Source organism: Cyanothece sp. BG0011 (assembly GCF_003013815.1).
In the GTDB taxonomy this organism is placed as follows: domain Bacteria; phylum Cyanobacteriota; class Cyanobacteriia; order Cyanobacteriales; family Microcystaceae; genus Crocosphaera.
Genome location: NZ_PRLH01000092.1, coordinates 25,059 through 50,671, shown reverse-complemented (window position 1 = coordinate 50,671; position 25,613 = coordinate 25,059). Strand labels below are relative to the sequence as shown.

General features: G+C 37.5%; 21 protein-coding genes. 15 read left to right on the top strand and 6 right to left on the bottom strand.

Annotated elements, in window-relative coordinates; genetic code table 11:
- Window positions 1-14: 14 nt before the first annotated feature.
- From trpB to C4E06_RS10940, 5 genes are all read left to right on the top strand, one after another.
- Window positions 15-1,247: a tryptophan synthase subunit beta gene (gene trpB / locus C4E06_RS10960; RefSeq protein WP_107668086.1), complete on the top strand. Its 1,233-nt coding sequence runs from the start codon at window positions 15-17 to the stop codon at window positions 1,245-1,247.
- 21 nt (window positions 1,248-1,268) lie between these two features.
- Window positions 1,269-2,372, top strand: coding sequence for an anthranilate phosphoribosyltransferase (trpD, locus tag C4E06_RS10955; RefSeq protein WP_107668085.1), 1,104 nt, complete (start codon window positions 1,269-1,271; stop codon window positions 2,370-2,372).
- Window positions 2,373-2,389: 17 nt separating this feature from the next.
- The gene (aroF, locus tag C4E06_RS10950) at window positions 2,390-3,451 is read left to right on the top strand and encodes a 3-deoxy-7-phosphoheptulonate synthase (RefSeq protein WP_107668084.1); all 1,062 of its coding nucleotides are present in this window, start codon (window positions 2,390-2,392) and stop codon (window positions 3,449-3,451) included.
- Between the two features lie 241 nt (window positions 3,452-3,692).
- Entirely contained in the window at window positions 3,693-4,787 is a 1,095-nt protein-coding gene (tyrA, locus tag C4E06_RS10945; protein WP_107668083.1) for a bifunctional chorismate mutase/prephenate dehydrogenase, read from the top strand.
- A 449-nt stretch (window positions 4,788-5,236) separates the two neighbouring features.
- Complete coding sequence (locus tag C4E06_RS10940; protein ID WP_198648541.1) at window positions 5,237-5,623, top strand: hypothetical protein; 387 nt, start codon at window positions 5,237-5,239, stop codon at window positions 5,621-5,623.
- 48 nt (window positions 5,624-5,671) lie between these two features.
- Here the strand turns inward: C4E06_RS10940 and C4E06_RS10935 are convergent, their stop codons facing one another.
- Complete coding sequence (locus C4E06_RS10935) at window positions 5,672-6,466, bottom strand: response regulator (protein WP_107668143.1); 795 nt, start codon at window positions 6,464-6,466, stop codon at window positions 5,672-5,674.
- A 590-nt stretch (window positions 6,467-7,056) separates the two neighbouring features.
- Between C4E06_RS10935 and C4E06_RS10930 the strand changes: the two genes are divergently transcribed.
- Entirely contained in the window at window positions 7,057-9,372 is a 2,316-nt protein-coding gene (locus tag C4E06_RS10930; RefSeq protein ID WP_107668082.1) for a PAS domain S-box protein, read from the top strand.
- A complete protein-coding gene (locus C4E06_RS10925) occupies window positions 9,363-9,647 on the top strand; it encodes an ATP-binding protein (RefSeq protein WP_107668081.1) in 285 nt (94 codons plus the stop codon). The genes C4E06_RS10930 and C4E06_RS10925 overlap by 10 nt, the downstream gene beginning before the upstream one ends.
- A gap of 152 nt (window positions 9,648-9,799) precedes the next feature.
- On the opposite strand, the gene C4E06_RS10920 is transcribed toward C4E06_RS10925, so the two are convergent.
- Both C4E06_RS10920 and C4E06_RS10915 read right to left on the bottom strand, forming a co-directional pair.
- Window positions 9,800-10,204, bottom strand: coding sequence for a type II toxin-antitoxin system HigA family antitoxin (locus tag C4E06_RS10920; protein WP_107668080.1), 405 nt, complete (start codon window positions 10,202-10,204; stop codon window positions 9,800-9,802).
- A 95-nt stretch (window positions 10,205-10,299) separates the two neighbouring features.
- Window positions 10,300-10,782, bottom strand: a complete 483-nt coding sequence (locus C4E06_RS10915; protein ID WP_107668079.1) for a hypothetical protein — start codon at window positions 10,780-10,782, stop codon at window positions 10,300-10,302.
- Window positions 10,783-11,041: 259 nt separating this feature from the next.
- Between C4E06_RS10915 and C4E06_RS10910 the strand changes: the two genes are divergently transcribed.
- The 7 genes from C4E06_RS10910 (at window position 11,042) to C4E06_RS10875 (ending at window position 17,626) form a co-directional block, all read left to right on the top strand.
- Window positions 11,042-11,299 carry a type II toxin-antitoxin system ParD family antitoxin gene (locus C4E06_RS10910; protein ID WP_107668078.1) on the top strand — a complete coding sequence of 86 codons (258 nt, stop codon included), beginning with the start codon at window positions 11,042-11,044 and terminating at the stop codon, window positions 11,297-11,299.
- Between the two features lie 8 nt (window positions 11,300-11,307).
- Window positions 11,308-11,604 (top strand): type II toxin-antitoxin system RelE/ParE family toxin, encoded by a 297-nt coding sequence (locus C4E06_RS10905; protein ID WP_107668077.1) that lies wholly within the window; start codon window positions 11,308-11,310, stop codon window positions 11,602-11,604.
- Window positions 11,605-11,634: 30 nt separating this feature from the next.
- A complete protein-coding gene (locus tag C4E06_RS10900) occupies window positions 11,635-13,893 on the top strand; it encodes an FdhF/YdeP family oxidoreductase (protein WP_107668076.1) in 2,259 nt (752 codons plus the stop codon).
- Between the two features lie 293 nt (window positions 13,894-14,186).
- Window positions 14,187-15,611, top strand: coding sequence for a competence protein CoiA family protein (locus C4E06_RS10895; protein ID WP_107668075.1), 1,425 nt, complete (start codon window positions 14,187-14,189; stop codon window positions 15,609-15,611).
- A 549-nt stretch (window positions 15,612-16,160) separates the two neighbouring features.
- Window positions 16,161-16,367, top strand: coding sequence for a hypothetical protein (locus C4E06_RS10885; RefSeq protein WP_107668074.1), 207 nt, complete (start codon window positions 16,161-16,163; stop codon window positions 16,365-16,367).
- Entirely contained in the window at window positions 16,367-16,777 is a 411-nt protein-coding gene (locus C4E06_RS10880) for a putative toxin-antitoxin system toxin component, PIN family (protein WP_107668073.1), read from the top strand. The genes C4E06_RS10885 and C4E06_RS10880 overlap by 1 nt, the downstream gene beginning before the upstream one ends.
- A gap of 267 nt (window positions 16,778-17,044) precedes the next feature.
- A complete protein-coding gene (locus tag C4E06_RS10875) occupies window positions 17,045-17,626 on the top strand; it encodes a Uma2 family endonuclease (protein ID WP_107668072.1) in 582 nt (193 codons plus the stop codon).
- Window positions 17,627-17,695: 69 nt separating this feature from the next.
- On the opposite strand, the gene ftsH is transcribed toward C4E06_RS10875, so the two are convergent.
- Window positions 17,696-19,678 carry an ATP-dependent zinc metalloprotease FtsH gene (ftsH, locus tag C4E06_RS10870; protein WP_107668071.1) on the bottom strand — a complete coding sequence of 661 codons (1,983 nt, stop codon included), beginning with the start codon at window positions 19,676-19,678 and terminating at the stop codon, window positions 17,696-17,698.
- Window positions 19,679-19,762: 84 nt separating this feature from the next.
- Complete coding sequence (locus C4E06_RS10865) at window positions 19,763-21,445, bottom strand: vanadium-dependent haloperoxidase (protein WP_198648540.1); 1,683 nt, start codon at window positions 21,443-21,445, stop codon at window positions 19,763-19,765.
- Window positions 21,446-21,713: 268 nt separating this feature from the next.
- Here C4E06_RS10865 and C4E06_RS10860 point away from each other — a divergent pair, with 268 nt between their 5' ends.
- Entirely contained in the window at window positions 21,714-23,531 is a 1,818-nt protein-coding gene (locus C4E06_RS10860; protein ID WP_107668069.1) for a tetratricopeptide repeat protein, read from the top strand.
- Between the two features lie 13 nt (window positions 23,532-23,544).
- Here the strand turns inward: C4E06_RS10860 and uvrB are convergent, their stop codons facing one another.
- Window positions 23,545-25,557, bottom strand: a complete 2,013-nt coding sequence (uvrB, locus tag C4E06_RS10855; RefSeq protein WP_107668068.1) for an excinuclease ABC subunit UvrB — start codon at window positions 25,555-25,557, stop codon at window positions 23,545-23,547.
- Between the last annotated feature and the right edge of the window lie 56 nt (window positions 25,558-25,613).

The following is a 25,613-nucleotide window of genomic DNA, read 5'->3' as shown; positions in this document are numbered from 1 at the left end:
ATCATAAAAATATCATGGTAAGCATTCAAAAGCCTACAATTTCAAGTCAAAATCCCGATAAGTTAGGAAGATTTGGTCAGTTTGGCGGTAAATATGTCCCTGAAACCTTGATGCCCGCCCTCAAAGAACTAGAAACTGCCTATCATCAATATCGAGATGATTTATCTTTCAGGGCGGAACTGATCAACCTATTAACTGATTATGTCGGTCGTCCTAGCCCCCTCTATTTTGCTGAACGCTTGAGTGAACATTATCGTCGTCCTGATGGCACCGGTCCCCAAATTTATCTAAAACGGGAAGATTTAAACCATACCGGAGCCCACAAAATTAACAATGCCCTCGGTCAAGTCATTTTAGCCAAGCGCATGGGCAAACAGCGCATTATTGCAGAAACAGGTGCCGGACAACACGGGGTGGCAACGGCAACGGCTTGCGCTCGGTTTGGTTTAGAGTGCATCATCTACATGGGCATTCATGACATGGAACGACAGTCCTTAAATGTGTTTCGTATGAAACTATTAGGGGCAACAGTTCAACCTGTCACCGCCGGAACAGGAACCCTCAAAGATGCCACTTCTGAAGCGATCAGAGATTGGGTCACGAATGTAGAAACCACTCACTATATTTTAGGCTCGGTGGCGGGGCCTCATCCCTATCCCATGTTAGTCCGCGATTTTCACGCCATCATTGGTCAAGAAACCCGTCGTCAGGCCCAGGAAAAATGGGGAGGACTGCCGGATATTCTCTTAGCTTGTGTGGGAGGCGGTTCTAATGCCATCGGACTGTTTCATGAGTTTCTCGATGAACCCACTGTCAGATTAATCGGTGTTGAAGCGGCCGGGGAAGGGGTTAATTCTCCCAAACACGCAGCCACCTTAACCCGGGGACAGGTTGGAGTGCTTCACGGTGCGATGAGTTATCTCCTCCAAGATGAAGAAGGCCAGGTTATTGAAGCCCATTCTATCAGCGCAGGATTAGATTATCCTGGGGTGGGTCCTGAGCATAGTTATTTAAAAGACACTCAACGGGCTGAATATTACAGTGTCACTGATGAGCAAGCGTTAAAGGCTTTTGAGCAAATCTCTCGTTTAGAAGGCATTATTCCTGCCCTGGAAACTGCCCATGCTTTCGCCTATCTCGAAACCCTCTGTCCTCAACTCGAAGGGTGTCCCCGTATTGTCATTAACTGTTCTGGACGGGGTGATAAGGACGTTCAAACCGTCGCCAAACAAATGAATCAACTGTAAATATTGTAAAAATCTGTTGTCATGATGCAAACAATTACGAGAAACCCCTCTTTATCCCCACATTGGCCAGAATTCTTACAGCAACTCCTCGCTGGTCAATCCCTCTCCGTCCCTCAAGCTACTGATTTAATGCAGGGTTGGCTCACCGATGACATTCCGCCTGTTCTCTCAGGAGCTATTTTAACGGCTATTAATGCTAAAGGGGTGTCTGCTGAAGAATTAATCGGAATGGTACAGGTGCTTGATGCTCAATCTTTATGTCCTGTGAGTCGACACGCTCTCGATGTCCCCTTAATTGATACTTGCGGTACGGGAGGCGATGGTGCCTCTACCTTTAATATTTCTACGGCAGTGGCTTTTGTGGCCGCCGCAGCAGGGGTAAAGGTGGCCAAACATGGCAACCGTTCGGCTTCGAGTAAAGCGGGTTCTGCCGATGTGGTGGAAGCTTTAGGCATTAACCTTAATGCTGACCCTGACCTCTCCCAAGAAGCCGTAGAAAAAATTGGAATTACTTTTCTTTTTGCCCCTGGATGGCATCCGGCCTTAAAATCCGTGGCTTCTTTCCGCAAAACCCTTAAAATTCGCACCATTTTCAATCTTTTAGGCCCGTTAGTTAATCCGCTACAACCCACAGGACAAGTGATCGGGGTGAGTGACCCTAGCTTAGTCGAAATCTTTGCTGATGCCCTGCGTCACCTTAGCACAGATTGGGGGATTGTGGTTTATGGCAGAGAAAGGCTAGATGAGGCAGGATTAGGGGATCTTAATGATTTGGCCATTATTCAAGGAGACCAAATTGATTTTTTAACCCTCGATGTTAAACAGTTAAATCTTGACCCTGCCCCAACTTTAGCCCTCAAAGGGGGCAATGTTGCCGAAAATGCCGAAATTTTAAAACGGGTACTACAAGGCAAGGGAACCCAAGCGCAACAAGATGTCGTGGCTTTAAATACGGCTTTGGCTTTGTTTGTGGCTAAAGCACTACCCCAAAAAGCTGATTTACTCGAAACCTTAGCCCAAGGGGTCGAAGTAGCTCAAACTGTCTTAAAAAGTGGAGAAGCTTGGCAAAAAGTAGCGCACTTATCCCAGTTTTCTCAATCTCTTTCTAAAAATCGTTACAACTAATTAGAGGTATTACTCCCATGATCATTATTCTCAAAAAAGGAACCCCAGAAATCGAAATTAACCGCACTATCCAAGAAATTACCACAACTTTACCCGTCAAAGCCGAAAAAGTGGTCGGTAGACATCAAGTAATTATCGGTATGATTGGAGAGACTAGCAGTCTTGACCCGTTACTCATTCAAGAAGTTAGTCCTTGGATAGAACAAGTTTTACGGGTAGAAAAACCTTTTAAACGGGCGAGTCGTGAATATCGTTATGGACAAGAAAGCGAAGTCATTGTCTCTACTCCTAATGGTGATGTCAAGTTCGGTGAAGCTCACCCTGTTGTCTTGATTGCAGGCCCTTGTTCGGTAGAAAGCGAAGAGATGATTGTCGAAACGGCAAAACGGGTTAAAGCAGCAGGGGCTAAGTTTTTAAGGGGTGGTGCCTATAAACCCCGTACCTCTCCTTACTCTTTTCAAGGCCATGGAGAAAGTGCTTTAGGAATGCTCTGGGCAGCGCGAGAAGCCACTGGACTGGGCATTATTACCGAAGTGATGGATAGTACCGATGTTGAGCGGGTGGCTGATGTGGCCGATATTCTTCAAGTGGGCGCCCGTAATATGCAAAATTTCTCCCTCCTGAAAAAAGTCGGGGCGCAAAATAAACCCGTGTTACTGAAACGGGGTATTTCGGCGACAATCAATGATTGGTTAATGGCCGCAGAATATATCCTGGTGTCGGGAAATCCCAATGTTATTCTCTGTGAAAGAGGCATTAGAACCTTTGATCGTCAATATACTCGCAATACGTTAGATTTATCGGCCGTTCCAGTTTTACGCTCTTTGACTCATCTGCCGATTATGGTTGACCCTAGTCACGGGACTGGCAAATCCTCTTTTGTCCCTGTTATGGCTAAAGCGGCGATCGCAGTGGGGGCAGATTCTTTGATGATTGAAGTTCATCCTAACCCGGCTCAGGCTTTATCCGATGGTCCCCAATCTTTAACATTAGAACAATTTGATCGTCTTTCTCACGAACTTGAGGGAATGTGTCAAGTTGTTGATCGGGTACAGCCGACTCTGGCTATCCTCGCTTGATAGCTCAAAAAAGGGGCAGAGGGAGCAGGGGAGGCAAAGGGAGAACCATTGAAATATAATGTATCTGCGATACAAAGCGATAGAAGCAAGATGGAATAGCACTTAAAAGACTCTTTATCTCATTCTCCAACTCTCTCAATACTGCTCTGGGCTTAACCGAGTAGTATGACCCACTTTTCCCGTTTCCTAGTCCTCAAGTCTCCTACTAACTTCTGAATTCTAACCTCTCACTTTTAAGACTATGCTTTCATCTCTCGATCGCCAATTAATCGAACTGCTTGGTCAAAAAATTGCAGCTTCAAAATTATCTAAAGGTCATCCTGAAGCTGCTTCTGGCATCAATCAACTACTACATCAAAATGATGTTCCCGAATTTGTTTGGCAAAATTTAACGCTTAACTGTCAAGCTGCTAACCAGGCAATTAATAATTCTCTTAATTCAACAGATTCTAAACGAGTTACCCTCATCGGAGGGCGAGGAAAAATGGGGCAATTTTTTGCTTGTCAGCTATTTGATGCAGGACATCGGGTTGATATTATTGAGCAAAGTAACTGGGATGATGCCCCTGAGCTTTTAGATAGGGCAGATCTTGTCTTATTATGTGTGCCAATTAATATTATCACCACTGTTATCGACAAAGCGGCTCCGTTTCTTAATCCTTCGGCTGTTTTAGTGGATATTAGTAGCCTTAAGGTTTCAGTGGTTTCGACAATGCTGGAGTATCATCAGGGGCCAGTGGTGGGGTTACATCCGATGTTTGGCCCTGGGGTCACTTCTTTTTTATCTCAAAATGTGGTTGTCTGTCCTGGTCGTCATCTTCAAGCTTGTCAATGGTTTCTTGATTTGATTGAAAATCAGGGAGGAAATTTGGTTTATTGTTCTCCTGAAGAACACGATCGCTTAATGGGAGTGGTTCAAGCAATTCGCCATTTTTCGGTTTTTGGTCTAGGGGTGTTTTTAGCTGAAGAAGGGGTTGATTTACAGAAAACTTTGGGGGTTACCAGTCCTCTGTTTCGTGTTCAACTGGATATGGTCAGTCGTTTATTTGCTCAAGATGGTTCTCTCTATCTAGAGATCATGTTGTCAAATCAGGAAAATTCTGATTTAATCGGTCGTTTAGCTAAAGTTTACGCTCGTCTAGCTGAATTAGTGCAGAAAAAAGACAAATATTCTCTACAACAGACGTTTACGTCCACTCGACATTTTTATCAATCTCAGACAACTCCAGCTATGAGTGAAACCAATCATCTGATTAACAGTCTCACTGCGTTTTTGGCGGCAAAGGATAAAACTAAACAAATAAAGCAGAAAATTAAGACTTTGTTGCACCAATGAGCCTCAATGAACTTTGTTTTGTAAATTAATCTTAATTTTAACCATCTTTTTTTTAGAAAGTCTTAGTGGGTATGATATAATTCGTCAGATATTTCACACCCTAGGATTTTTATATGATTTTTGAGCATCGATTTAATAGTCAAATACACGGGTGTTTTAACTCGTTACATTTATGTAAGTTGGTTAATGTTACTATTGGTAACAATTTTAGAAAAATTTTATAATAATTATGATACGTTAATATATGGTATTTCTTATTTAATTTTTTAAACCTTAACCTTATTTATTTGGTTTTGTGCATTGTTGGTCTGTTTTTGATTTAAAAATTTATTTTTGTTTGACTAATATTAATGCAAAATATGAATTAAATTCATCAATAATGCAACCAACTTTTTTCAGATTAATTCTCAAGTTTTTGCTTAAAAACTTTTATTGAGGAAAATTCTTTTATGGAATTAGTAGAAACAACGGCGATGATCGAACCTTATCAGTCTAACTTTATTGATCATTCTTTAGAATCTAAAAAATTAAATAATTTTGTTTATGCTGGAGCAGGATGGAAAGCTGTTTATTACATTAATGATGTTTATTATGTAGAGGATATTGTGGCCTACGCTTTTATTGAAAGTGGTCAATTTCATGAGCTAATTCCCCTTACTTTTTTAGATTTACATTTACCCCGTAAACTTCAAGATTTTGTTCTTAAAGAAGGTTACATTGGTGTCATTAATCCTGATAATGAGTTAGTCGTAAATGAAGACAATATTGGCGAGCAAGAAATTGATCTCAACAATATTAAACAAGCTTTAACCAAAAATCGTTACAAACTTGATTGAAATTAGCATTAATTAAAATCAGAAAAGTATCAAATTTAGCTACTAGATTCAACTGGCTAAATTTTTTTTTCGCCAATCATTGGGGGTCATGGCTCGATATTGACGAAATTGACGGAAAAAGTAACTTAAGCTACTATAACCCATAACTGTGGCAATTTTCTCGATTGACCAATCTGTCGTTTCTAATAACGAACAGGCCCCCGTTATTTTCCGCTCAATGATCCAGCGATTGACAGTATTACCTGTTTCTTGTTTCACTCGGTTGGTTAAATATGCAGGAGAATAACCCACCGCTTGAGCAACATCGGATAAGGTAATTTCCCTGGCATAATTCGCTTCGATAAACTCGAAAACTTCACGAAATTCTTCAGAGATAGGCGGAAATAAGAACTGTGCTGTCTCTTGAGACACTTCTTTCGTCTCTTGAGACGAGTCGTCTGAGACATATTCGACTTGATAACATCGTTTAAGATAGGCTTGTCTTTGTAATCTGGCTGCGATCGCTTCTAATAAATCATCTGCGGTAAATGGTTTAGGAAGGTAGTCGTCAGCGCCTAGGTTCATGCCGTAACGTAATTCTTTTTTGGTATTTTTGGCTGTCAAAAAAATAAAAGAAATCGCTGCGGTGAGAGGATCGTGTCTTAGCCGAGATAAAACTTCATAACCGTCGATTTTTGGCAAAATGATGTCGCAAAGGACTAAATCTGGTTTATATTGACGGGCAAGTTCTAGTCCCGTTAATCCATCTTCTGCGCCAAATATTTGAAATCCTTCTGTTTCTAGGAAATCTTTATAGAGATTGCGACTATCAGCGTCGTCTTCTACCAGTACAATTTTTGCCATAGAACTCATCTAATCCTATCAAGAAATTGAATATCTATTTTTATTAAGTTGTATCTATCCAAAGGTAGATATTTTGCAAAAAGGATTAATCTTTGGTTTTTTGATGTTTGATTGACCTTGATATACTGACATATTTGGTCGTCATTTTTTGTATGATATCACATTCATCTATTATACCAGAAATCGGGCAAAATATAGACATAGCTAGAAAAAAAAGAATTAAATTTTGATTTTAAGAATAATAGGATCATAATTCTTCTAATATTTTAATTTAGCTTTAAAATAATCTTTTTTGCTGTCTCAGACATAACGACTTAATTAGGTTGCTTTATCTATAATAAAGGATATTAGCTTGATAATAGGTTAAGGATAAAATAAGGTTTCAATAATATAATTAGTGCTATGATATTTAAAATATAAAGAGGAAAATAGATAGTCTAATTAACTAATCTATGAAACTTAGAAATTATATTGTTTTGCCTATATTAATCTTATCTAAAAAATAGAGGTTTTTCTTTTTAGTAAAAAAATAAAATGATTTTAAAACTGCTCTATTCATAAAAAAAATAAAGCTCTAAATTGACTCAAACATGAACATTATAGACAATTCATTAAAAATTTTACTAATAGATAAATGTCACAAAAAACGAGAAACTTATTCTCGTTATCTTCAGCAACAGTCAAACAATAACTATCAGATTATAGAAGCTGACTCATCACAAAAAGCTATAGCTCTTTGTTATGAACAATTTCCCAGTGTAATCCTTCTGACCTATTGCCGAAAGGAGATGGAAGAATCAGAATTGATAAATCAGTTAAAAAAGCTTCGTCAAAGTGATTTTTTACCCATCATTCTTTTAATTTCTCAAAAAGACGAAGAAGAAGCAATTGCATCCCTAAAACCAGTCATTGCCGATTACCTATTAACCCATCAAATTAAAGCAGATAATTTACAACTTGCCGTAAAGTATGCCATAAAACAGGATTATTTGAATTCTCAACTCAGACAAGCAACCACTAAACATCAACAAACTCAAAACAGTCTACAACATCAACTATTGCGACAGCGATTGATTGTTGATATGCTTGAGCGTATTCGAGAATCTTTGCATCTTGATGAAATTCTGAATACGACTGTCGCAGAAGTTCGGCAGTTTCTCAAAACAGATCGGGTACTCATTTTTCGTTTTCAACCTGATGGCAGTGGGGTGATCGAAACTGAGTCAGTCGATTCTCAATGGACAGCGATTTTAGATACTAATATTCACGATCCCTGTTTTGATAAACCACAAGATGGCGTGAGTTACGTTCAACGTTACGAACAAGGCCGAGTCATGGCAGTAGGAAATATTTACAACGCAGGACTTGAACCGTGCCATATAGACTTACTAGCAAGCTTTGAGGTGAGAGCCAATTTAGTCGTTCCGATTTTACAACGAAAAAATTTATGGGGATTATTAATTGCTCATCACTGTCAATCACCGCGACAATGGCAACCAGAAGAAATTGATTTATTGCAACAGTTAGCCATACAATTAGGCATTGCGATCGCTCAATCTAATCTTTACGAAAAGCAACAACAAGCCAGCGACTTATTAGAAAAGCGAGTCAAGCAAAGAACTGCCGAACTTGCCAAGGCTAATCAAGACTTGCGAATTATGCAAGAAGAACTGCGTCAGCAAAATCAAGCTTTAATAGTAGCGCAACAAGTGGCTGAATCGGAACGTCAACGATATCAAAACTTATTTTCCCAAGCCCCCGATGGGTATTTTGTCACTGATAAAGCAGGAAATATTCAAGAAGCCAATCAAGCTGCCATTGCTTTACTCGATGTTATGCCACAGCAATTAGTGGGTCAATCACTAATCGATTTTATCACGATACCCTATAGCCAAACCTTACAGACAAAATTAACTCAATCTGAATTAGTTAAGGATTGGGAAGTTTATCTAAAACGCAATAATCAACATACTTTTCCAGCCATATTATCGATAACAAATATTTGTAATTCGAGTCAGCAACCCATTGAGTTACTGTGGTTGATTCGGGATATTAGCGATAGTAAAAAGGCTCAACAAAAAATCCGCGAACAAGCCGCCTTAATCGACATTTCTACCGATGCTATTTTAGTACAAGATTTAGAGCATCGAGTTTTATTTTGGAGTCAAGGGGCAGAGAGATTATATGGTTGGGATAAAGAAGAAATCCTTGGTAAAAAAATCTTTGACTTCTTTAGTTATGACAGTTTTTCTAAATTAGAAACGCGATTAAATACAGCGATAAAAAAAGGAGTTTGGTACGGGGAGCTAGAACAAATCACCAAAGATAAACGAACGATTACCGTAGAAAGTCGCTGGACAGTTGTTTTAAATGAAACACAACAGCCAGAATCAATTTTAATTGTCAATACCGATATTACCAACAAAAAGTATTTAGACATTCAATTTTATCGGATGCAACGATTAGAAAGTATTGGAACATTAGCGAGTGGCATTGCCCATGACTTAAATAACATTCTCCAACCAATTTTATTCACTGCTAGCTTATTAAAAAAGCAGTCTGCTTTCTATGAGCAACCGATTCAAAAACGTTTGAAAATTATTGAAGATTATAGTCAAAGAGGCATTGATTTAACGAAACAAATTGTATCTTTTGCTTGTGGCGAAGAAGACCAAGACCGTATGATTATTCAGGTTGAATCTTTACTTGAAGAAGTCGTACAGGTGGCACAAAGAACATCCCCAAAATCGGTTGAAATTGAACTGAAACTTAAAAGTGAAAAACTTTGGACAGTTCTAGGAAATAAAACTCAATTACACCAAGTATTTATGAATTTAATGGTTAATGCTTGTGATGCTATCTTAGAAGAGGGAAAAGTGACCATAATAGCCGAAATATTGTCCTAGATTCGACTGAAATAAGTGATCAATTAGAAAGCAATGAAAATCATTATTTATTAATAAATTTTACGGATACAGGAATGGGGATTAAACCTGAGATTAGGGAGCGTATTTTTGATCCCTTTTTTACAACAAAACAAGTAAAAGGAGGAACAGGATTAGGTCTTTTTACCGTACTTAGTATTATCAGGAATCATGGTGGTTTTATCAGAGTCTTGAGTACAGTCGGTAAAGGAAGTCAACTTATGGTGTTTCTTCGGCGTGGTCCTGGTGTCGAATAACAGGCGTTATGTTATCGTGAACAGGATAAATGTCCGCATCAAAAAGAGGTTAGAAGGTACTCTAAGAAACGAGAGACGTATTGTAAACTATAACTAATGAATCAGAACATCTTGATATTGAACAAAGGTTTAGAAAACTTGAAGCTAAATAATTAAACCGATGAACGAGGAAAAAAGACAGCAGGAGAAAGATTAAAAAATTTAGCTAACTCTTGAATATGTCTAGTAGTTAATTGTCTTTTCTCATTGAGAATATCAGAAACAATAGATTCTGTTTTGAAAATAGAAACTAAATCTTTTTGTTTCAAGTTTCGTTCTTCTAACAAAACCTTTAATAACTCAACTCCATAAATATCAGGAACTATATCTAAGTCTTTTTCATAGTCATAGATAAGCATTCCTAACACATCTAAATAGTCAGACTCCTCTTCTGTCAATTTAGGTTTATCTAATAAGTAATTAACCATTGCTTGAGTTGCTTCTAAATCTTCCTCTGATTTTATTGGACGAGGAGGAAACTGTTTTAAAAGTTCAATATATTCTTTTTTACTATCCATATTTTTAGCTACACTATTCTCATTTTGATACTTCTCTATTATACATCATCGTAGGGGTTTAATATTATTAAACCCCATCTAATCTAGTCAATATTTTATAAACAACCCACTTGATTCCAAGTTAATTGCACACCAGGACCAGGACTAACACAAGTTCTTAATGTAGTTTTACCATTAGGCTGAAGAGCGTATTGTTCTACCCAATCTGTTCCTTCTGCTCCAATAGATACTACACCATATTTACTGCAACTAGCAACTATTTTGTCTGAATAGGTTTTCATCAAAACTTTTGAATTCATTATATTTGCAATGATACCCCTAGTTCGTCTATCGCTATTAGGAGAATTATAGGGACCCATTGTTAACCAGAACTCTGTATTTTTATTAGTTGGGTTTTCTGTGTAATATTCAGGTACTTTTCTTTCTTCTGTTAAAACAGTTCTTACTCCTTTAGATTTAATATCACTCACTACTGAATTAATAGTTGCTTGACAACTCGATTGAGCATTAACAGATTTAAAATTGAATATAGGAAAAGTAAAACAACTAATTAAAGCGAGAGTTAAAATCTTTTTCATGGTAATTATTTGTTATTAAATACTTTGGGGTAAAATTGCCAACAGTATAACACACAATATATTGACAGCAACTGTAGAATTGACGAGCCTATATTATTCCTTGAGTTAAACTAGGAATTAGTGAGCGATCGCACATATATAACTGTCCATTAATTTATCGTAGGGGTTTAATAGTATTAAACCCTAATCTATGTCACCCTTACCCCAACACCAAACAGTCTATAATAAATAAAGAACTTAACCCATATTAAATTTAAACATGATTAACATTACCCTTAAACAAGAGCAAGAAACATTTATTCAAGAAAAACTCAACAGTGGAGAATATAACAACATTGATGAAATCATTACCGAAGCATTATTATTACTAGAACAAAAAGATAAACACTATCAACAATGGGTCAAAGAAACTCAAGAAAAATTGAATATTGGAATCGAACAATTAGACAGAGGAGAAGGAATAGACAGCGAAATAGTAATTAATCGCTTAAAAAATAAAATCAATAACTTACGCTAGAAAAAGTCATGACTATTTGTCTTATTTCTCCACAAGCAAGTCGAGACTTAGATGATATTTTTGACTATTTTGCTCAAGTTAGCGTTGATGCAGGAGAACGTTTTGTCTTAGAATTTGAGAAAAAATGCAACAATTTAAAACAGTTTCCTAAAATGGGACGAAGTTATTCAGAGTTTCAACCCTCTTTGCGTGGTGTTCCCTTGGACAACTATATTATTTTTTATCGTATTATTGATAATGATATAGAAATTATTAGAGTTCTTAGTGCTTATCGGGATCTAAATTCTTTGTTAACAGAAGATTAATTTTGATGTTTTGATAGTTAACTAATTAATATGGACAACACCAACCAACCCGACAACAACCCCTTAACCCCACACCCTGGCAAAAACATGGGGGGTGGTTTACCCTTAATAGAAGACTGGGCAAATTATACCCTTTCTGCTGATGGGATAGACATCTGGAAAACCCTATTTCACAAAAGTGCTTGTTTATCTTGCGCGTGGGGAACCGGTGGCCAAAAAGGTGGGTTTACCAATGAAGTCGGAGAAACTCTACAACGGTGTGTTAAAAGTGTTGAAGCAATATCCTCCGAGTTACAACCAGGAATACAACCCCATTTCTTTACACAATATTCTATTACAGACTTACAAAAATTAACCTCACAAGAAGCAGATAGACTGGGCCGTTTAACCTTCCCTGTTATTCTACGCAAGGGTGAAACACACTATCAACGTCTTAGTTGGGACGAAGTTTATAACCTCGTTGAAACAGCATTGAAGAAACCCTCTGATCGCATTGCTTCCTATAGTTCCGGACGTTCATCCAATGAAGCAGCTTATCTTCTACAATTGATGATGCGATCGCTCGGCTCTAATAACTTAGCAGATTGTTCTGATTTGTGCCATCGTGCCTCAGCAGTAGGGTTAAAAACCGTGTTTGGTACAGGGACATCTCTCGTCAGTTTGGAAAGCTTAAAAGCGTCTGACTGCGTGGTTTTGGTGGGTTCTAATGCACCAGCAAACCACCCTCGTTTGATGAATGAATTAATTAAAATACGCGATCGCGGGGGAACTGTTATTGTTATCAACCCCGTCGAAGAAGTGGGGTTAAAAAAGTTCGCGTCTCCTGCATTTCCTCTCAAGTCTCTGATCCCAGGAACAGATATTGCATCCTTATTCTTAAAACCTCATCCGGGTAGCGATCTCGCTATCTTTGTGGGGATACAAAAATCTTTAATCGAAAGAGGGTTAATACAACAAGATTTCTTAGAAAATTATACGGAAAATTGGCAGACTATTCTACAACAGTCTCAAGCAACTTCTTGGGAGACTATTACAGATACTTGTGGTATTTCAAAACAAGATATCGAAACTGCTGCAACTCTCATTAGTAAAGCAAAAGGTGTGGTGTTTGCTTGGGCCATGGGTGTGACGCAACAGTTACATGGTGTGGAAACAATTTTTAGTATTGCAAACACAGCATTAATGACCGCAAATGTGGGAAAATTAGGTGCAGGGTTAATGCCTATTCGTGGCCATTCTAATGTACAGGGTTTCGGATCGATGGGAGTTAGTAACATCCTCAAAAAAGAGATCCAAGACGCATTAGAAAGGTTATTAGGGCGATCGCTTAATCGTACCCCAGGTTATGACGCGCGATCGCTGATCGATGCAGCAGATGACAACAAGGTAGATGCTTTGTTATGTTTGGGAGGAAATCTTTATGCAGCTAACCCTGACTTAACCCAAGCAAAACGCGCTTTAGGAAACATTGAAACGGTTATCTATCTATCTACCAAACCCAACTTAGGCCATTTTCACGGCCTCGCAGCAGAAAATACTCTCATTCTCCCCGTATATGCAAGGTTTGAAAACCCCCATAAAACGACAGTTGAGTCAGGGAATAATTTTGTGAGGTTGAATGATGAGGGGAAAACTCACCTACAAAATGCTGATCTTGTCTCTGAAATCGACTTTATCACAGAATTAGCCCATCGTCTCTTAGGTGATGATCCCGTAAACTGGCGCAAGTTACAAGACACTCGTTATGTGAGAAAACTTATTTCTGAAACCATTCCCGGTTACGAAAAGATTGCACATATAGACGAAACAAAAGAAGAATTTACCATTTCAGGTCGCATTTTTACAGAACCAAAGTTTCCCACAGCGTCCGGTAAAGCGATGATGCAAGAGACTCCTTTACCTACCATTACTTTACCCCAACCTTCAGAGTTTGGCGTTTCTGGTTCCTTTTCTGGGGTGGTGGTTGCTTTAATTACCGGACGCAGTTATCGTCAACATAATACTATAGTCTATCGCAACGATGATCCTTATCGCGGTATGCCTCACCGTCATTGTATTTTAATGCACCCCGATGATGTGGAAAAAGCAGGGTTAAATGAGCATCAACGGGTAACAGTACAAGGAGATGGGGGAAAATTGCACAATATTGAGATTATTTGCGGTGAAATTAAACAAGGTGCAGCTTTAATGTTCTATCCTGAAGCTAATATCTTGATGAAAGCACATCTAGATAAGCGATCGCAAACCCCTGCTTATAAACGAGTCCCCGTCTTGGTTTACGCTGTTTAATGATTAGTACAAAAAAATTATTTTTTCCCTTGACAAACGGGCTGTCTTTGTTTTATTCTAAATAATGAAATATGTATCATAATGGAAATATTTTCTCAAATTTTGAAATTGCACAGATTTTGATTATGAAGCTTACTTTTAATATTTTACGGCTTCGGGGCAGAATTTGTCAACCCCTATTCATTAATGATTGTATCGAGTTGATTTGAGAAGCGACACTAAAACTCTCTTATTGTAATTTATTAGCTCAATTTGGGTACATTAAAACAAATGATTGTGATTATTGGGTTGTTATGGATAAAGCTAAATCAATGTTTTTAGCGGGTGACATATTTTTTGCTGATCAAGTTACCCATGAAGATTCTAGAGACAAATTTTTCTTATGCACAAAATGTAATGAACCTGTCTTTCTGAAAAAAGGTATACAAAGACGGCCTCATTTTTCTCACTATAGGGAAGAAGAAATTGAAATAAATAAATTTAACTCAAAATGTCCTTTAAGGAATTATGGTGATAATCAATCTATCATTGAAGATAATAATTATGATTCTCAGGGACAAGAGTTAGAACGATTAAAACAATTATTTTCAATAATAATATCTAGTCAATATCCTAATTTTTGTCAAATTTATATTAAATCTATATTTTTCAAAAATCAGAGTTTTTTAAATCGAATAATAATTTTTATTAAGCAGAAACAGGATGAAATTCTAGAGAAATCTCTCGATATTTCAGGTAAACTTAAATATGAAACTAGGGTGTATGAAAAAAAATTTATAGTAAGAGAGATCATTCAATACTTGTGTTCTGGACAAGGATTCGATTCTTTAAGTCAGATTATTTGTTACCTCATAGAAAAATATAGTTTGAATGAGGAAAACGTAGAAACATATTTAGTTGATTACTTTATAGAATTTTTATCATCTATCAATTGGTTTTATAATATCCCTAAAACAAACGATATAATAACTAATCATAAAATCAACAGAGGGTATACCTTAAATTGTTCATTAAATTTAGCCAGTATAGATATTTTAAAAAATTTTTATCTGACAGATATAAAGAATCCAAATGAATGTCTACAATTTGTTACAAGTTGCATAATAAAAATCGAAAAATCAGGATCTATATCAATAACAATTTATAACAAAAAAAGAACAAAAACTTTAGCATTTATTATTGGTCGTTTGATACTCAAGAAAAAAAATGATGGTTACTGGATTAATAGAACTGAAACAATAGATGTATGTTTAGATCATTTACAAGGTTCAGGAAAACCAACATTAAAAAACACTAACAAAATACGAGAACAAAAAAATTTGAACACCAAAAGACAATATAGTAGTCTCTTTAATAGCACTCATACAAAAGTAAAACAGACTTTCAGAGAATATTTATCCAGTCCTTTTTTGACTGAAAAGCTAAATGATATTATTGGTTATAAAACACAATGGGATTTTAAATATTATGGTAATCATTTAGTTGCTATAGATAAACTTAATAAAGGTAAACATATAATACTAGCAAGTCAAATTATTAAAGGTGAGCGCAAAAAAGTAATAATATCACCGTTATCAAGCGATGATTGTCCTATAAGCTTAAATGATATCAAAAAAATATGTAGTCAACTAAGAAAGATTGTAACTTTCAAAGAAATTCTAACACAAGAAACAAAATACGCTAATCTTCAAAATGAGGTTTCCTTAAGTAGTTTGTAGGGTGAGTTAAATGGTGATGAGGTATGAAACTAACTGATTAAGTAGGGGCATAATAATATTATGCTCATTATTATTATTTATGTCTATTTTTACGCATCTGTGATAGACTAAAAAAATATAACCTGTTAATATTTTCTATGGAAACCACACAGTTATCTAGTCAAGGTCAAATAACCATTCCCAAAATGATCACTGTTCGGAATTTTATACATTTGACGAAAAATTTATTAAAAAATCTCAAAACTTATCTAATAGTTTCGTTAAAAGACCAGATTAGATTATACATTGTCGGGTGGGTTAGATGGGGATAACTTATGAAACTAACGGATTAAAAATTAATCCATCGTAACCCACCAAAACCATTATTAATGATGGGTTTAATATTAAATAGATTTGATGGTGTTGTGTTTAATGTTTGTGGGTAAAACACAGTGTTAAACCCCTACGGGACATCAAATTTATATCTTGTAGGGGCATAATCATATTATGCCCATCCTTACACCTAGTGGCTGAATTATAATAAGATTGGACGTAAGATTATAAAAAATCATGACGACAGAAGCAAAACTAATCCAAGGTACAGCCAAAGAAATTAGAGAAGCACTCGCTCTTATCCCTGATGATGAAATGGTTCGTCTGGTGGTAGGTCGTCCTAGCTTGTCTATTATTGCCAGAAAATTACAGCGCAAAGCTGCATGCTTGGGTATGACAGAAGCAGAACATGACAACCTCATGGCCAGCCTAAAAAATGATTGATGATACGAGTCGTTGTTGATACCAATATTCTCGTCAGTTTCGCCATACGTCCCAACGAAAATTTTGAGCGACTGTTTGATTATGTAGCAAAACAGGGTATTACCTTAATTTCTGACGATACCATTGCCGAACTATTCACCGTATTAAACAGAGACAAATTTCGCAAATATATCCCACAAGAAAATGCGATCGATTATATTGAGTGGTATATTGCCATTTCAGAATCAGTTATAGTTAAAGAGTCTGTTATCGCTTGCCGTGATCCCAAAGACGATAAGTTTCTCTCCCTCGCTGTTGCTGGAAAAGCAGATTGCATCATCGCCGGAGACAGTGATTTGTTAGATATGATTGCCTATGAAGGTATTCCCATTTATCGCGCTACCGATTTTCTCAAGCTTTTTTGCGAATAACTATCATGTCGTCCGCAGTTTGTAGGGTTGGTTAGATGAGGATAAATTATGAAACTAACCGATTAATTTGTAATCCATCGTAACCCACCAAAACGATTATTAACGATGGGTTTAATATTAAATAGATTTAACGGTATTGGGTAAAACACAGTGTTAAACCCATACAAATCGTCAAATTTATGGGTTGTAGGGACATAATAATATTATGCCCATTTATGCCCATTTTTTGTTATCCTCTGTCAATAGACGATCGCAGCATAATCACAAATGACATCTTCCCTTAAACAAAATTATTACACATCCGAAGAATATTTAAGCCAAGAAGAAACTTCATTACTCAAACATGAATATATTGATGGAGAAATCATTGAAATGACCGGAGGTACACCGAATCATAATGAAATCTGCCTTAATTTAGCAACTACTTTAAAAACAAAACTTCGGGGTCAAAATGCTAAAGTTTATATGACAGATTTACGTTTATGGATTCCTAGTTATCAAGTTTATACTTACCCTGATATAATGGTCATAAAAGGTCAACCTATTTTAGTGGAAAATAGACAAGATACAATTACTAATCCTAGCTTAATTATTGAAGTTTTATCTAAAAGCACAAAAAATTATGACCAAGGAGATAAATTTGATTATTATTGTTCATTAGCCACTTTTCAAGAATATATTTTAGTCGATCAATATCAATATCACGTTAAACATTACACAAAACAAACTGATCAACAATGGTTGATTACAACTTATCATTCTCAAAATGATAGCTTTAGTTTAATCTCATTTAACTGTGAAGTTAAACTTAGGGAAATTTATGACGAAATTAATTTGGATCTTATTTAATTAAGACACCAATTTTCATCTTGAAAGTTGTTCTAATGAATAACAACATCAAACAACTTACACTATTCCTTAGTTACCAGGATCTTCAACTTGATTAAGAAGTTGATGAAGTTCTTCCCCTTCTATCACTTCAATAGCCAATAATTGCTGAGCAATTTGCTGCAAGAGATCCCGGTTATGATTGAGAATCGATAAAGCTTGTTGATGACCAGAATCAACAATTTGCTTAACCTCTTCATCAATGGCTTTTGCGGTTTCCTCACTCACCAGACGACGAGGGTTAACGCCACTATTTCCCAAAAAATTAGCCTGTTGTCGTTTTTCGTAAGCTAACGGTCCTAATACCTTACTCATACCGTAGGTGGTTACCATTCGTTCAGCAATATCCGTGGCCCGTTGTAAATCATCCGAGGCCCCATTGGTCACACTACCAAAGATAATCTCTTCTGCAGCCCGTCCCCCTAATAACATGGCAATTTGTTGACGAAATTCCGTATCACTCATCAAAAAACGGTCTTCGGTGGGCATTTTTAAAGTATAACCCAAGGCCGATAAACCCCTGGGGACAATAGAAATTTTCGAGACTTTACCCCCTCCCGGCATCACAGCCCCCACTAAAGCGTGACCAACTTCGTGATAAGCAACAATTTTCTTTTCCACGTCTCCTAACACCCGGCTTTTCTTCTCTAAACCGGCCACAACCCGTTCAATGGCTTCTTTAAAGTCCCCTTGGGTCACATATTCCCGTTGATTTCTCGCTGCTAAGAGGGCCGCTTCGTTAACTAAGTTCGCTAAGTCAGCGCCGGCAAACCCTGGGGTATGGGTAGCAATATCTTTGAGGTTAACATCGGGATCAATTTCTACCCGTTGGGCATAAATTTCTAAAATGGCTAATCTTCCTGCAAGATCCGGGCGATCAACCAAAACTTGACGGTCAAAACGGCCTGGTCTTAATAATGCCTGATCTAGCGTTTCTGGGCGGTTGGTGGCTGCTAAAACGATCACGGTGGCATCCCCCACAGCAAAGCCATCCATCTCCGTTAACAGTTGATTTAAGGTTTGTTCCCGTTCATCGTTACTGCCACTAAGGCCATTACCCCCACTACGAGATTTGCCGATAGCGTCCAATTCATCGATAAAAATGATACAAGGGGCTTGTTTTTTGGCCTGTTCAAATAAATCTCTCACCCTAGCGGCCCCGGTTCCCACGAATAATTCCACAAATTCCGAGGCAGAGATACTAAAAAAGGTCACACCCGCTTCTCCTGCGACGGCTTTGGCTAATAGGGTTTTTCCGGTTCCTGGCGGCCCCACTAATAACACCCCTTTGGGTATTCGGGCCCCAATACGACTAAAGCGATCGGGATTTTTGAGAAATTCGACAATTTCCACTAATTCGGTTTTCGCTTCTTCGGCCCCGGCCACATCGGCAAAAGTAATTCTGGCGGCTTCGCCTTCAACATAGACTTTAGCTTTACTTTTACTAAAGGCCAACGATCCCCGATCTTCGTTACGATACAGTAAAAACTGCATGGCTAAGACTAAGATAATGGGAGGAATTACCCAAGCCATCAGGGTACTCACCCAACTATTTTGAGGGGGTGGGGCGGCTTCAAAAATGATCCCTTTTTCTCGGAGTAGGGTAGGTAAATTAGGATCATCAATGGGAATGGTAGCTAAAACTTTGCCTGTACTCCCCGAAGGTTCGGTTTGAGAGGGGGTTGAAGCGGTTGGCCCATGAAGGGGATTATTAGAATTATTAGTGTTGTCTAAGGGGGTTTCTGGTAGGGGTAATAAGTCTTCAGAAGGAGACAGCAGGGATAGGGACTTAAGTTGATAGAGAATTAGGCTGTTACCGATTTTGACTCTGGCCACTTTATCGTTTTCAACTTTTTCTAAAAATTCGCTATAGGGTTCGATGGGAACTTCGTTATCAGACCGATTGGTGTAGTAGTAGATGAGATAGATAAAAAAGATAATCCCAACTCCCATTAAGATTAAACTACCGAGAGGGGGAAGACGTAGAAAGCGAGAGTTATTTTTGAGTCCCATGATAGATTGCCCACTGTTTCCCGAAGACTATTATTCTTTTATAGCTTAGCAGTTCAGATAAGTCGGTCAGAATGTTGATAAATGTTACTGATTTCTGGTGAGAAACGGACGAACCAAAAACCATCCCCCTAGTAAGAAAAAGAAGGCCATGGATCTCGGTTCATCAACCTGTGGACCACCATTGATAAAAAACTGACTCCGTTGCCAGACTTCGGTTCCCACTTGACGGCCTATCCTGCGGCCCTCTAAGTCCCCACAAATAAAGTGGATACCACCATAACATCGAGAAATTCCTGCTTCGTTGGCTGCCTCAGTAAAAGTCGTCCAGGAGAGGGTGACGGGATCACTAGGAGTGAACCCAGGTTCAAAACGAGAAGACCCCACCGGAAAAGTAATTGAATCCCCATAAAAATCACTGCCAGTCAATAACTTTAAGATTTCTGCTGCGGCTGCACTAAAACCACTGTGTCCGGAAGTATATTCAGGAAAGGGAGGGGAAGGGTTGTCTTCTGGATTTTGATAAGTGATAAAGTCTGTGGCTAAAATCCGTTGGGTTCCCTGTTGGGGTCCTCCCCACGCATCTATATAACAGTCTCCACTACCGGGAACGTCTTCGGTTCCGATCAAGCATAACCGTCCTAACTCACGAATCACACGGACAGGACGAGCATAGTCATAATAATATTTACTATCCCACACGGCAATGCCTGCATCCATGACAGAATTACCCAGGGCAAAAAACAACTTTACCTCTTCATCTAAACCATAACCATCTCGTTGGGATACAAATTGACCAATTTCTAACCAATGACCCGGCGGAAAAGCCGTTCCACTGGGGTCTTCCCAATATTCGGCGATCATTTTTTCTTCGTCCGTTAGGTTAGCACTGAAACTGATGATCGCTTCAGATTCACTGATGAAATCGGGGTTAATATCGATGCCAATGAGATCCTTACTAATGGGAACAACCGTACCGTCACGACGGGTAATGGTTTCAGCTTGCAAGTCTGCTGTGGCTAAGGGGTCCAGTAAGAATGAAAAAGGGGTGGGCGCACGAAATTGACCACCAGAGGTAAGGGCAAAGGGAGTCACCTCTCCCCATTGAGGGGTCAAAGGGCTTTGAATGGGGGCGTTAAGATCATCAATGAGAATATGTTCTGCTGTCCAACGGGTAATATCCATAACTAATGGTTCTTGACCCGGTAAGGTGACATTAACGGGCTGATAACCGGTTGTATCAGCATAATTATTGAGTTGGTTAGAACCATCCAGACGACGGGACTGCATCAGGGTTTCTGCCATGATGTTACCGATTCCGGCTGCTGTGCTGCTGTCAGTGGTGTTATTATCGGGATTAAAGCCTAAATTAACCATTTGGTTGCGAAACAGACCCTCTTGATTGGGAAATAACTCTGATAGGACTCGGTAAGAAGCATAACTAATCGCTTCTATCTTATTGTTGTCAGTATTTTCTTGATCAGGTCGTTGCAGACTATCCCCTAACAGCGTACTAATGGGCGTGGGTTCATAGGCTGCCCATGCGTCGTACATGGCAGTACCGACAAGGCCATAGGCCCGTGAGGCTGAAGTGGGTCCAGTAATGGGATCTCCCGTAATGGGGGTATTTTCAACCGCCATTAAAGTAAGATCCACCCAGTCACTGACGATGGTGGTTGCCCTCGCCGGCAAGATTACGGCAACACTACTGGTTACAACTCCGATGGGCAGTAGGGAAGACAAGAATTTAATATTGACTTTTTTGATCATTTTCCCCATATTCTTAAAAAATATAAAGCTAATCAATCATTAATTGAGTGGCATAATCTAGCTAAAATGCTAGGTTAAAGTCGGTTATCAAGGGATAATTACCCCTCGGCTATCACTCCGAAATCCACTTTACCCTAATGCCCTTCCTTCGTTGTTCATTTATTTCTATTTTCTTAATATTTACAATCAGTTACAATGAAAATGAAGGATAATAATAGAAATTTCCGACCATTGACTGCCCATTAGTTCTTTTTTATTGACTTTGATTATGTCTGAATCTAATTCTTTAGCGAACCGTTATCAACAACTTATTGATTCTATTGTGGATATTACTCTAAAAGGAAAAATTAGATCAAAAGAACAAGTTTATCGGATGTTATTAAAAGAGATTGAACTAGGAACAGGAGAAATTTTTGAGCGTATTCTTGATGAAAATATTCAAAAAACCACCGCACAATTAGAGAAAAAATTAAAAGCAACTCGTATTTTAAGGGCATTACAAACAATTCAGGGTGAATGGGAACGCTGGCAAAAAGAAAATCAAAAAGAACAAGTAATTAGTTTAGCCATCGAACAAATTAAAAGGGCTGATTCGCAACATTTATTATCTTCTTTTTTACCTTTTCTAGACCAAAGCAATCATAATAGTTTGAATCGAGAACAATTACAAAAACTCTCGGAATCTTTAAAAGACTCGAATGATGCTGTCGAAACCTTAGAATTAGCTAATGGTATCAGGGACGGATTACGAGAATTTTCTCGGTTAGAACCTGAGTTAATTACGTGGATTTATGAACAAAGTCAAAGTACCTTAGGGTTCGGTTCAGAAAAACAAGGACCTTGGCCCTGGTGGGAGAAAAAAACCAGTTTACCTCTAGCACAAATGTTGTTTAAAACCTTAGCTAATAATGAATCTATTAGGGAATTATCGGATAAAAGTTATCAGGTAGAATTAAGGGCATGGGTTGAATTAATTTTACTGTTACACTTCCTAGAAAGGGGGTTAGTTAAATGGTTTGATGAACAACCTTATAATGCTAAGTTTGGTCAAAGATTATCCTATAGTACCTTATTAATATTTTCCATGATTTTTGCTCAACTTTCTCAAGGATTTACTGGGAAAAATAGCAATTTAAGAGAAGGTTATTTTTTAATGATGTTACAATCATTACGTCAGTTAACTAAGCGAAAGGATTTCCCTTTATATGGCGGTATTTTTGCTTCATTTTCGGGTGAGAATTTACAATATACATTAACTTATTTTGATGATCCTTTAAAAGAAGTAGAACGAACCCAAGAAAAAGCAAGAATTTTGACATTGCTGGCTTATTCTCAATTAACACTGGGAAATTATAAACAAGCCAAACAATTTCATTTAGAAGCCTTAGAAATTGCTCAAGAATCTTCCGATAAAGCCTGTGAAATTGCTAATTTTAATCACCTCAGTCGCATTTGTATTGCTGAAAAAGACTATGATCAAGCCATTAATTATAGTCAAAGGGCGTTAATGTTTTCTCGTCAAGTGGGTGATAAATTAGGAGAAGCCAATGGATTAATTAATGTGGGTTATAGCGAGGTATTTCGAGCAAAAGAACTTGAACAAATGAATACGGAAATCTATGAATCTGCTATTAATTATTTAGAACAAGGTGCGACTTTAGCAGAAAGATTAGAAGACTATCAAAGTCAGGCATTAGCTTATAATAGTTTGGGCATTGCTTATGTTATTTTGTCTCAACCCTCGGCTGCTATTACTGCTTTAGAAAAAGGCATTAAAATGGCATTAAATTCTGGTAATACTTATTTGCAAGGGTTAAACTTTACATACTTAGCAGAAGCCTATTATACGTTAGAAAATTTACTTCAAGCGGTTTATTCTGGATGTTTAGGAATGTATCTATTACACCAAATTGACTCTAGTGAATATCGGCAAGCAGCAGGATTATTAACTGTAATCAAAGGTAAAATAACTGACAAAGAATTTAAAACTTTACTCGAACAAAATCGACCTAATTTTATTAAACTAATTGGTGTAGATGGCTATGATGAATTACCGAAGCTATTAGAAGAGTATAAAGCAGGATAAATCAACTGTTCTTTTATGACTTATGTCCTAATATTTTATCCCGAAGATGTTTGATTTTGTCTCTATATTTAGCTGCTTCTTCAAACTCTAAATTCTTGGCAGCTTCTTGCATTTGTTGTTCTAATTGTTGAATTAATTCAGGAACTTTATCTAAGGGTAAATCATCGGCTTGGGTATAAACTTCTTCTAACTGTTGGGCATTTAAACGACGGGAAATATCTAAGAAGGATAAAATAGCATTACTCGAACCTTTAATAATAGGTTGAGGGGTAATATTATGACGCTTATTATAAGCTATTTGAATGTTTCTTCTTCTGTCTGTTTCTTCAATGGCTTTAATCATACTATCGGTTAAATTATCGGCGTATAAAATCGCTTGGCCATTGACATGACGGGCAGCCCTGCCAATGGTTTGAATTAAGGATTTTTCTGCCCTTAAAAAGCCTTCTTTATCAGCGTCTAAAATAGCTACTAAAGACACTTCTGGCAAGTCTAACCCTTCCCTTAATAGGTTAACCCCAATTAATACGTCAAAGTCCCCATTTCTTAATGCGTGTAAAATTTCAATGCGTTCAATGGATTTAATTTCAGAATGTAAATATTGTACTTTAACGTCTCTTTCTTGAAAATATTCGCTTAAATCTTCTGCCATTCTTTTGGTTAAAGTCGTAATTAAAACCCGTTCTTTACGCTTAACCCTTTGTTTAATTTCTCCTAATAAATCATCCACTTGTCCTTCAGTTGGACGGACAAAAATTTCGGGATCTAATACGCCTGTTGGACGGATAATTTGTTCAATAATTCTATCTCCTGATTGTTCAATTTCCCAGTTTCCAGGAGTCGCAGAAACAAAAATACATTGATTGACTTTATCCCAAAATTCTTCAGATTTTAAAGGACGATTATCCGCCGCACTGGGTAAACGAAAACCATGATCAATTAACACTTTTTTTCTAGCTTGATCCCCATTATACATTCCTCTAATTTGGGGGACAGTTACATGGGATTCATCCACAATTAATAACCAATCTTTAGGAAAATAATCCACTAAACATTCTGGAGGTGATCCGGGTTTTCTTCCTGCTAAATGACGGGAATAATTTTCTACCCCGTTACAATAACCCACCTCTCTTAAGAGTTCTAAATCATAACGAGTGCGTTGATCAATCCGTTGGGCTTCTAATAGTTTACCTGCTTTTTCTAAGTTTAAAATTTGCTCTTTTAACTCTATTTCTATGGCTTCACAAGCTGCTTCTAATTGTTCCTCTGGGGTAACAAAATGTCGTGCCGGATAAATATTAATATTTTTAAGACTATTTAAAATCTCTCCTGTGACGGGATCTAAATAACGAATAGCATCAATTTCGTCCCCAAAAAATTCAACTCTAACCACTCTATCTTCATAAGCGGGAACAATTTCTAAAACATCTCCTTTAACTCGAAATCTTCCCCGTTGTAAGTCGAGATCATTACGAGAATATTGAACCGTAACTAAGTCTCTTAATAGTTGTCTTTGATCCACTTCTTTTCCTACTTCCAAAGGAACCGAAGCCTTTAAATATTCCGCCGGCATTCCTAACCCATAAATACAACTAATAGAAGCAACCACAATGACATCTTTTCGCTCAAATAATGATCGGGTGGCTGAGTGCCTTAACATATCAATTTCATCGTTAATCGAGGCACTTTTTTCGATGTAAGTATCACTGACAGGGATATAAGCTTCTGGTTGATAATAATCATAATAACTAATAAAATACTCGACAGCATTATTAGGAAAAAATTGTCTTAATTCGTTGCATAATTGCGCTGCCAATGTTTTATTATGTGCTAAAACTAAGGTAGGTTTTCCTATGTTTTCAATCACCACGGCCATAGAAAAGGTTTTACCGGTTCCGGTTGCTCCTAATAGGGTTTGAAAACGGTTTTTTGCTTGTAGAGATTTGGTTAATTGTTTAATCGCTTGAGGTTGATCCCCTGTTGGTTTAAATGGTGCTTGTAGATTAAAAATAGGATAGGTAATCATTAAAAATAATTTATAGTATTATTTACATCTTAGCAAAATAAACAATAAAGTGATCG

Bases quoted from the DNA above. Each gene is read 5' to 3' on its own strand.
- ftsH (WP_107668071.1), bottom strand. From the start codon at position 19,678: ATGGGACTCAAAAATAACTCTCGCTTTCTACGTCTTCCCCCTCTCGGT.
- C4E06_RS10865 (WP_198648540.1), bottom strand. From the start codon at position 21,445: ATGATCAAAAAAGTCAATATTAAATTCTTGTCTTCCCTACTGCCCATC.
- C4E06_RS10910 (WP_107668078.1), top strand. From the start codon at position 11,042: ATGATTAACATTACCCTTAAACAAGAGCAAGAAACATTTATTCAAGAA.
- trpB (WP_107668086.1), top strand. From the start codon at position 15: ATGGTAAGCATTCAAAAGCCTACAATTTCAAGTCAAAATCCCGATAAG.
- C4E06_RS10920 (WP_107668080.1), bottom strand. From the start codon at position 10,204: ATGGATAGTAAAAAAGAATATATTGAACTTTTAAAACAGTTTCCTCCT.
- aroF (WP_107668084.1), top strand. From the start codon at position 2,390: ATGATCATTATTCTCAAAAAAGGAACCCCAGAAATCGAAATTAACCGC.
- C4E06_RS10935 (WP_107668143.1), bottom strand. From the start codon at position 6,466: ATGGCAAAAATTGTACTGGTAGAAGACGACGCTGATAGTCGCAATCTC.
- C4E06_RS10860 (WP_107668069.1), top strand. From the start codon at position 21,714: ATGTCTGAATCTAATTCTTTAGCGAACCGTTATCAACAACTTATTGAT.
- trpD (WP_107668085.1), top strand. From the start codon at position 1,269: ATGATGCAAACAATTACGAGAAACCCCTCTTTATCCCCACATTGGCCA.
- C4E06_RS10900 (WP_107668076.1), top strand. From the start codon at position 11,635: ATGGACAACACCAACCAACCCGACAACAACCCCTTAACCCCACACCCT.
- tyrA (WP_107668083.1), top strand. From the start codon at position 3,693: ATGCTTTCATCTCTCGATCGCCAATTAATCGAACTGCTTGGTCAAAAA.
- C4E06_RS10930 (WP_107668082.1), top strand. From the start codon at position 7,057: ATGAACATTATAGACAATTCATTAAAAATTTTACTAATAGATAAATGT.
- uvrB (WP_107668068.1), bottom strand. From the start codon at position 25,557: ATGATTACCTATCCTATTTTTAATCTACAAGCACCATTTAAACCAACA.
- C4E06_RS10940 (WP_198648541.1), top strand. From the start codon at position 5,237: ATGGAATTAGTAGAAACAACGGCGATGATCGAACCTTATCAGTCTAAC.
- C4E06_RS10875 (WP_107668072.1), top strand. From the start codon at position 17,045: ATGACATCTTCCCTTAAACAAAATTATTACACATCCGAAGAATATTTA.
- C4E06_RS10915 (WP_107668079.1), bottom strand. From the start codon at position 10,782: ATGAAAAAGATTTTAACTCTCGCTTTAATTAGTTGTTTTACTTTTCCT.
- C4E06_RS10905 (WP_107668077.1), top strand. From the start codon at position 11,308: ATGACTATTTGTCTTATTTCTCCACAAGCAAGTCGAGACTTAGATGAT.
- C4E06_RS10895 (WP_107668075.1), top strand. From the start codon at position 14,187: ATGGATAAAGCTAAATCAATGTTTTTAGCGGGTGACATATTTTTTGCT.
- C4E06_RS10885 (WP_107668074.1), top strand. From the start codon at position 16,161: ATGACGACAGAAGCAAAACTAATCCAAGGTACAGCCAAAGAAATTAGA.
- C4E06_RS10880 (WP_107668073.1), top strand. From the start codon at position 16,367: ATGATACGAGTCGTTGTTGATACCAATATTCTCGTCAGTTTCGCCATA.